Below are 8,478 nucleotides of genomic sequence, written 5' to 3' on the forward strand. Positions count from 1 at the left end.
CTTGAAATAAATTGGAAGGAGAGAACATAGTGGCACAAATCCAAACAAAGGTTCAAAAGCAACTGCCTCCAACAAAAAAAAGATCATCCTTAAGTGAAAAGACAAAAGAAGCGATTTCAGGATATATATATATTTCACCATTCTTTATTTTGTTTGGTATTTTCGGTTTGTTTCCAATGCTCTTTAGTTTTTATCTAGGCTTTCAAAAGTGGAATGGTCTTGGAGAGATGGAGTTTGTAGGATTTCAGAATTTTAAATGGATACTAACGGATCAGCTGTTTTGGACTTCTCTGTCAAATACTTTAATTATGTGGGTCCTAGGAACACTTCCGCAACTACTTATAGGTATTATATTGGCATATGCATTGAATTCGACGTTGATAAAATTGAAAAGTTTTTTCCGTGTTTCTATATTTATGCCTTACGTAACATCAACAGTAGCGGTTGCAATAGTCTTTGGTATTATGTTTAACGACCAGGAATTCGGATTATTTAATCTTATTGCTGGTTTGTTTGGAGTTGATCCCATTAGTTGGGGAACTTCCTGGTGGGGAGTTAAAGTAGCTATTTCGACCATGGTATTTTGGCGCTGGGTTGGATATAACACAATCATTTATCTTGCTGGTCTTCAAGCGATTCCAAATGATTTATATGAAGCAGCGGTTATAGATGGTGCAACAATACGGCAAAAAATACAATATATTACAATTCCTATGTTACGTCCAATCATCATTCTAACCGTGTTCACTTCAACCATTGGAGCACTGCAACTTTTTACAGAACCATTGATCTTTATTGGGCGAACATATAGAGAAGAAGGTCTTACTGTTGTACTTTATCTTTACCGTGAAGCATTTGTAAACTTAGCATTCGGTCCAGCATCAGCCGCAGCGATTATTTTATTTTTGATTATTATAATCTTGTCCACTATTAATGTTTTCATTGCAAATAGGGTTGGAAGATAAGGAGGAGAAGCAAATGAGTGAAAAGATTGGCAGTAAAAAGTTTTCTATGTCAAAAGCGTTTATCTATTTAATACTTGCCGTTGGCTCTTTCCTATCCATTTTTCCGCTTTATTGGATGTTTGTAATGGCGACCAACCATAATAGCGCAATAAACAATGTACCTCCAGCTTTTATACCAGGAGAAGCATTAGTTGAAAACTTTACCAATGTAATTAACACAATCGATTTTTTCGGTGCTATTTGGAATTCATTAATTGTGTCAACGATTGCAACGATTGGCGTATTATTTCTTTGTTCATTAGCAGGGTTTGCATTTGCGATATTTAATTTTAAAGGAAAAAACATCTTATTTGTATTCATCTTAGTTACCATGATGATTCCACCACAGCTTGGTTTGATTCCACAATATATCATCATTACCAAATTGGATTGGTTAAATGATTTAAAGGCTATTATAGTACCAGGACTTATCGATGCATTCGGTATCTTTTGGATGAGACAATATATAAGTAGTAACGTACCTAAGGAGTTAGTGGAAGCAGCTAAAATTGATGGTTGCTCTAATTTTAGAGTGTATTGGAATATCGCTATCCCAGTTATTATTCCAGCGTTTGCTACGCTTGCTATAATAAGGTTTATGTACATTTGGAATGATTTCCTGTGGCCATTAGTTGTGTTGCGTGATCAATCATCATTTACAATTCAAGTAGCATTGCGTGGGCTCATCGATAACTACGTCCGAGATAACGGGATGATTTTATCAGGTACATTTTGGGCAACCGTACCATTAATTATTGTATTCATATTACTAAATCGATTGTTTATATCAAGCTTGACAGAAGGGGCGGTAAAAAGCTAAAACTAGTATAGAGGCGTATAAGAGATTAGGGTATTTTGTAACTAATTAATCTTACCTTTATATAAAAAAAGACAGAGGGATTTCTGATGAAGCTTACAATAAAAGACATTGCAAAAATGGCTGGTGTATCACCAGGTACCGTATCAAAAGTGATGAACAATACAGGTAGTATCGGTAAAAAAACAAAAGACAAAGTGATGGACGTGATTGAAGAAACCGGTTATAAACCTAGTTTCTCTGCCAAATCCCTCGCGACAAAAAAATCTAATTTAATTGGCTTAATATATGCTGGTGAAGTAAATGTTGAATTTAACCATCCATTTTTTAATGAAGTAATCAATGCGTTTAAAAATGCCGTAGGACAATTAGGTTACGATATTTTAATATTTTCAAATAAGAATTTTAATAATAATAAAGAAGATTATTTGGCTAGGTGCAAGCATTTTCAGTTGGATGGTTGCTTAATCATTGCAGGTGAGCATATTGAAGACGCTATAAATACATTAGACCAAAGTGATATTCCGTGTGTTGGTGTAGACATTGAACTGAAAGGGGCTAATTCAAGCTATGTGACCACTGACAATAGTAAAATATCTTCAAAAGTAGTTGAGTATTTATATTTAAACTCGATTAAAGAAGTTGCCTTTATTGGTGGTCAGAGTGATTCCATTATTTCTAATATTCGTAAAGAATCATTTATTCACTATATGAATTTGTTTGGGATGTCTGTCAGGCCACATTGGCTAAAATATGGGAATTATTTTGAGGATAGTGGGTATGCGCTAATGCAAGAAATCCTTGAGAAACCGCCATATCCTCAAGTAGTATTTGCTGTATCCGATATGATGGCATTAGGAGCGTTAAAGGCAATAAAAGAAGCCGGTCTGAAAGTGCCTGACGATATTAAATTAATTGGCTGCGATGATATTGAAGCTTGTCGTTATAGTGATCCACCGCTTGCTACTGTAAAACAAGACAAAGATAAGATTGGAAAACTTGCCGCTTACATGTTACATGATTTAATTAATGGTAAAACAGAATCAAGTTCTGTCTTAGTAGACCCTGAATTGGTAATACGTGATTCTTGTCTAATCGATAATAATGTGACAATCAATAAAAGAGGGTGAAGATGTGAATAAATCGGAAAATGTTTTTTTTCGCGTACTTGATATTTTTGCCCACTTTGTATTGCTTAATACAGTTTGGGTAATTGCTTGTATTCCTATCGTTACTGTTTTTCCAGCAACTGCAGCTTTGTTTGCTGTTGTAAGGAAGTGGACAACAGAAGGAATCGAAGCCGGTGTATTTCCATTGTTTTTTAAGTACTTTCGTGAGAACTTCAAGAAGAGTTTTGTTATCGGAATCCTATGGAAACTTGCTGGAATTATTTTAGTTCTCGATTTTTCCATTGTATTTAATATGGCATTCACCGGAAGAATGGCAGTACTCGCCATGTTATTATTTACACTGATTATCTATCTATTTACAAGTATCTATGTATTTTTTATACTAGTAAACTATGATTTCAATGTCATAAAGACACTGAGAAATGCATTATTATTATCAGTTAGTAATATCTCCTATACACTTTTATGTACATTCATTATTACTGGAATGATTGTAATCACATATTTTTTGCCTATATTTTTCATTATTTTTGGAAGCGTTTTAGCATTCACTTTATATTATATATTTCAGAAAATAACTACTCGCATGTATCAATCACAAGATAAAAGCCAGCTGGCTAAAAACTAGTAAAATAACTGGAGGGCACTTAAATGACAATTATAAAATTCCCGAATAACTTTAAATGGGGAGTGGCAACTGCTGCCTATCAAATTGAGGGAGCGGTAAAAGAAGGTGGTAGAGGTCAATCGATTTGGGATACGTTTGCTCATACCCCCGGAAACGTTTTGAATGGGGACAATGGTGATGTTGCGTGTGATAGTTATCACCGCTATGAGGAAGATGTCCAAATAATGAAAGATTTAGGTGTAGGCATTTATCGCTTCTCCGTATCCTGGCCAAGGATTTTCCCTAACGGTGTTGGTGAAGTGAATCAGGAAGGCTTGGACTATTACCATAGATTAGTAGATGAATTAATTGAAAACGGTATTGAACCTATGTGTACACTTTATCATTGGGATTTACCACAAGCCTTGCAAGATCAAGGCGGGTGGGAAAACCGTGAAACTGTAGAAGCTTTTGCTAATTACGCGGAAACAATGTTTAAAGCCTTTAATGGAAAAATTAAATTGTGGCTAACAATTAATGAGCCATGGTGTGTGTCTTTTTTATCAAACTACATCGGTGCTCACGCTCCTGGAAAAAAAGACTTGTCTGCAGCAGTGAACATCTCGCATCATTTATTACTTGCTCACGGGAAAGCGGTGAATAAGTTTCGTCAATGTAATATAGAAGGGGAAATTGGGTTTGCACCAAACGTTACCTGGGTTGAACCTTATAGTAGGAATCAGGAAGACGTTGATGCAAGTCAGCGAGCAATTGGATGGATGGCAGACTGGTTTTTAGATCCGATTTTTAAAGGAACGTATCCTTCTTACATGGTAGATTTATTTGAGGAAAACAATGCGGATGTACCTATCATGGATGGTGATATGGATATTATCAGAGACTCTGTTGATTTTATTGGAATTAATTATTATGAGGCAAATGTTGGTCGGTTTAATTCAGAAGCTGGCTTACTACAGCTTGAAGATGTTGATATGGGGTATAAAAAAACGGATATAGGCTGGTTCATTGAACCAGAAGGCTTTTACAAAATCCTTACTTATATAGCTGATCGTTATGGAAATATTCCAATCTATATAACAGAAAATGGCATCTGTGTGAATGATGGTGTTGAAGCTGGTGAAGTAAAGGATGCACGGAGGATTGATTACTTGAAAGGGCACATTACATCAGTAAATCGTAGTTTGCAATCTGGTGTGAATCTAAAAGGATACATCACTTGGTCGCTACTGGATAATTTTGAATGGGCAGAAGGCTATAGTAAACGGTTTGGACTCGTTCACGTGAATTATCGTTCCTTAGAACGGACTAAAAAAGATAGTTTTTATTGGTATAAAAAAGTTGCGGAAAACGGTTGGTTTTCTGTTTGATTATATGAGAAAAGAAGCCCCCTACATCAAAGTCGCCTCGGTTTAGGGTAAGTAGTACCGATACTGTGGAGAAAATCTAGAATAATAGGTGAAATAACATACTAAAACACACTATGTTAAGCACCATAAATAACAGTACAAATAACAAAAAACAAACGCTTCAACATTTTAATGTCCAAGCGTTTGTTTTTTATATTGTCTTGTTCAACTAAAGCCACCTATAGTTGAACAACAACTTTTACATCATATCACTATATTGGTTCTGAGCTATCTAAACTTTTTTTGATAATTTAAGAAATATAAACTGAAAGAACAAGTAGAACAATATAAAGTTTCCTAAGATTCCTCCCATACTAACATCCCAACGGGTAAATCTTCCAGAGAATATATTTTGAATAAGAAATTTGACACCATTTTCATTATATAAAGTTAAAAATTCAAACGGAAAACCATAGGAATAGGCATATATAGTTGTGTGTAAATGTTCGGGAGTCAAGTCCGGAATTAACAATGACAATAGAACTATAAAAATAACAGTAAGCCAAAGAATTGATTTATTTATATGACCCTTTCCCCAACCCTTTTTTCTATATAAAAAAACATTATAACAATTGCACCAATCGTTGCAGTCCATCCATAATAACTTTCAGCAATTTCACCGAAAATGGGATATAGAATCATGAAACTAATAAAGTTTAAAACTATTGAAAGCATAAGAAATATAAAGACAAATCGACATGATTCTAAAATTACTCTCACTTTTTTTCTCCTCCTTTTTAAAAGAGTGGATTTAAAAAAATATGTCCTTCTTTATACAGATAGGTAAGGGTTTGAAGTTATCTCTACCTTTTCCCCCTGTTCACACCGTACATGCGACTTTCACCGCATACGGCGTTCCAACTAATCCAATTCATTCAATTTATGTATTTTTAGATTTGACTGTTGCTTTCTCCGAAATCAAACTACTTGATTATGACATTGTAATCGAAGTTCGTTGAGTTTTTCTACTTGCTTTTTGGAAAGATTTAATACTTTTATTAATGCATTAATTTTATCATTATCTTTCATGTGTACTAGTCTGTGGACTGATTCATGCAGTATTACTAGATTAGAGAATGAATCATCGTTTGAAAGATGATAAGGATTCTTATGGTGGCAATGCCAATCATTAAGACCTAGTTCTACTCTAGAAATGGCACACTTACCATACTGAGCAATAAATTTACTTATTCGATTGTCGTTATATTCAATTGTCCGATTTGGAATAAAACTCTTCATAATGTAAGATAAGACATCTTTATTTATGGCTTTTAACCCTTTGTGTATCTTTTCTCTACCTTCGGTCGTGTAATTGCACGTATCCTGGGTAAAGCATAAATTCGTTTTATATTTTTGGGCATGAATGGGTACAAACACCATGTTTTGTATCTTGTGCAGTTTGCATTTGTATCCTTTATACCTTTTTTGTAATGTCTTGGTCATGTCATGAAATTCTGCGTCAGTTCTAAGAATCTTTAGGCGATTATACATCGTTTTCCGTAGATAAGAGTTTAACTCATTAAGATTTATCGTAATTCTAGTGGCTGCTGAATAGTAATTTTGTATCCCCATAACGATAGTGTTGAAATTCCAAACGGTTTGATTACTAGGATGTTTCTGAACAGCTTTGATTGAATGTTTTATTTTGTTAGAAGCATTTAGCCTGGCTTTCTTAGACATATTTGACTTGGCTACATAACCAAACCTCGTTTTGCCCTTTCTTACTGCTTTAATAGAAAACCCGAGAAATTCGGAAAAATTTTTCTTTAGGTTTATTACCCTAGACTTTTCTTCACTTGTTTCAAGGTGCAATCTAGTCATCAAGAAATCTTTAATTGCATAGTTCATTCTGATTGCTTGTGTACGTGTACGACACAAAACCTTAAAGTCGTCCGCATAGCGGACAATATAACATTCTTTTAGTTCAGACTTCTTCAGTGCTTGATATTTAATCCCATTTGTTTTGTATTGAAAGTGAGTTGTGAAAGTTTCCCATTGATTACTTATCCACCAATCAAGTTCATTTAAAACAATATTTGAAAGTAGTGGAGATAGAATGCCACCTTGCGGTGTTCCTTTAGATGGTACACCTTCACCATGAATTTCAGCTTTTAATAGTTTTGAAATAATAGCGATTAACGACCTATCCCTTATGCCTAAAGACCAAATTTGTTTTAAGAGTTTACTATGATTAACATTATCAAAGAAACCCTTAATATCTACATCAATACAATGGTGAAGCCCAGATTGATTAATTAAAAATTCAAATCTTGCTTTTGCATGATGGGTGTTTCTATTCGGTCTGAATCCATAACTATGCTTGTGAAACTTTGCTTCACAAATTGGCTCTAATATCTGTAAAATACACTGTTGAATAATTCTATCCCAAATGGTTGGTATTCCTAGTGGTCGTACCTTGCCATTTGCTTTGGGAATTAAAACACGTCTAACTTTCTGTGGTTCAAATGATTGAAACATAGACTGAACATTTACTATCACATCTTCCACTGATAAATGACTAATATCTTTAATTGTTAATTTATCTATTCCTGCCGTTTTACTTCCTGTATTCCTTTTGATATTTCGATAGGCAAGCCTTATATTTTCATCAGAACTCATCAATTCTATTAATCCATAAAACTTTTCACCATTGACACTTTGAGTGTAGAGAGTGTCAAAACACTCTTGTAGATTATAATACTCGTTATGTCTCAGTTTCTTCCGTTTCAATAAGTCGGTACCCCTTTCGGAGTTAACCTCTTTTAGTCTCACGAGAACCTTATTAATCGATAAAGATCTGCCTTACATGGTTGAATGATTCTTCATTAGTCTAGTGGCTATCCCTCTGTGTTGATTAGACACTTCATTGGTACTGTGCCACCACTTTCACTGATATAAAGGGAAGTTATACAATAACTATTGTCATTATTGCTTTCCTTTCCAACGTTTCATAAGGAGTAAGCCCTCCACGTTATCAGCTTACAACGTTGAATTATATCTATTATAAAATGAACTTAGGTGCTTCCTGTAAGCCTGTTAACTTTCATATGCCTTTAACATATCATGGATTTTCATATTAGTTAGTTTTACTCACCCACATTTAACCTCACATTTGGTGATATACACATTTCTATGTATTGCAGGTCTAGACCCGTACATTCAGAAGTTTGTCAGCTTAACCTTTTTCTTTTAGGTTGATTCGCATACTCACCGTATTCATTCAACTCAAGCATCATGATTCACACCACCCCATCGGGTAGGCTTTCGACAGCTAGGTTACACTGTTACGGTGAATTCTTACGCCTTTTCACCGAGCTCTCAACACTGTCATTCTTACTAATTCAAGTGCTAATCGACTAAGAGAGAACCCTTCGGAGCGTTACCTCTTCATTTGATTCTTAGATATAATCCTTCAATTCCACATGGAATTGCCTAGCCTTTACCAGAGAGATGTTACCATCCTCCATTTAAGCTAGGAACATTTCGCACAACT

At 34.7% G+C, this 8,478-nt stretch carries 7 protein-coding genes; 5 read left to right on the forward strand and 2 right to left on the reverse strand.

Annotated elements, in window-relative coordinates; all coding sequences use genetic code 11:
* Nucleotides 1-38 precede the first annotated feature (38 nt).
* From QQS35_RS07560 to QQS35_RS07580, 5 genes are all read left to right on the forward strand, one after another.
* A complete protein-coding gene (locus tag QQS35_RS07560; RefSeq protein ID WP_285931343.1) occupies nucleotides 39-965 on the forward strand; it encodes a carbohydrate ABC transporter permease in 927 nt (308 codons plus the stop codon).
* Between the two features lie 13 nt (nucleotides 966-978).
* Nucleotides 979-1,824: a carbohydrate ABC transporter permease gene (locus QQS35_RS07565; RefSeq protein WP_285931335.1), complete on the forward strand. Its 846-nt coding sequence runs from the start codon at nucleotides 979-981 to the stop codon at nucleotides 1,822-1,824.
* 86 nt (nucleotides 1,825-1,910) lie between these two features.
* Nucleotides 1,911-2,951 carry a LacI family DNA-binding transcriptional regulator gene (locus QQS35_RS07570; RefSeq protein ID WP_285931336.1) on the forward strand — a complete coding sequence of 347 codons (1,041 nt, stop codon included), beginning with the start codon at nucleotides 1,911-1,913 and terminating at the stop codon, nucleotides 2,949-2,951.
* A 4-nt stretch (nucleotides 2,952-2,955) separates the two neighbouring features.
* A complete protein-coding gene (locus QQS35_RS07575; RefSeq protein WP_285931337.1) occupies nucleotides 2,956-3,579 on the forward strand; it encodes a YesL family protein in 624 nt (207 codons plus the stop codon).
* Nucleotides 3,580-3,602: 23 nt separating this feature from the next.
* On the forward strand, nucleotides 3,603-4,946 hold the full coding sequence (locus QQS35_RS07580; protein WP_285931339.1) for a GH1 family beta-glucosidase: 1,344 nt from the start codon (nucleotides 3,603-3,605) through the stop codon (nucleotides 4,944-4,946).
* A 558-nt stretch (nucleotides 4,947-5,504) separates the two neighbouring features.
* Here QQS35_RS07580 and QQS35_RS07585 read toward each other — a convergent pair.
* Nucleotides 5,505-5,705 (reverse strand): hypothetical protein, encoded by a 201-nt coding sequence (locus QQS35_RS07585; RefSeq protein WP_285931340.1) that lies wholly within the window; start codon nucleotides 5,703-5,705, stop codon nucleotides 5,505-5,507.
* A 198-nt stretch (nucleotides 5,706-5,903) separates the two neighbouring features.
* Nucleotides 5,904-7,715: a group II intron reverse transcriptase/maturase gene (ltrA, locus tag QQS35_RS07590; RefSeq protein WP_285930976.1), complete on the reverse strand. Its 1,812-nt coding sequence runs from the start codon at nucleotides 7,713-7,715 to the stop codon at nucleotides 5,904-5,906.
* Nucleotides 7,716-8,478 lie beyond the last annotated feature (763 nt).

The sequence above is a fragment of the Aquibacillus rhizosphaerae genome (genome assembly GCF_030282825.1).
Lineage (GTDB): Bacteria > Bacillota > Bacilli > Bacillales > Amphibacillaceae > Aquibacillus_C > Aquibacillus_C rhizosphaerae.

What these genes read in the sequence shown, in the direction of transcription:
- QQS35_RS07565 (WP_285931335.1), top strand. Translation starts at nt 979, where the DNA reads ATGAGTGAAAAGATTGGCAGTAAAAAGTTTTCTATGTCAAAAGCGTTT.
- QQS35_RS07570 (WP_285931336.1), top strand. Translation starts at nt 1,911, where the DNA reads ATGAAGCTTACAATAAAAGACATTGCAAAAATGGCTGGTGTATCACCA.
- QQS35_RS07580 (WP_285931339.1), top strand. Translation starts at nt 3,603, where the DNA reads ATGACAATTATAAAATTCCCGAATAACTTTAAATGGGGAGTGGCAACT.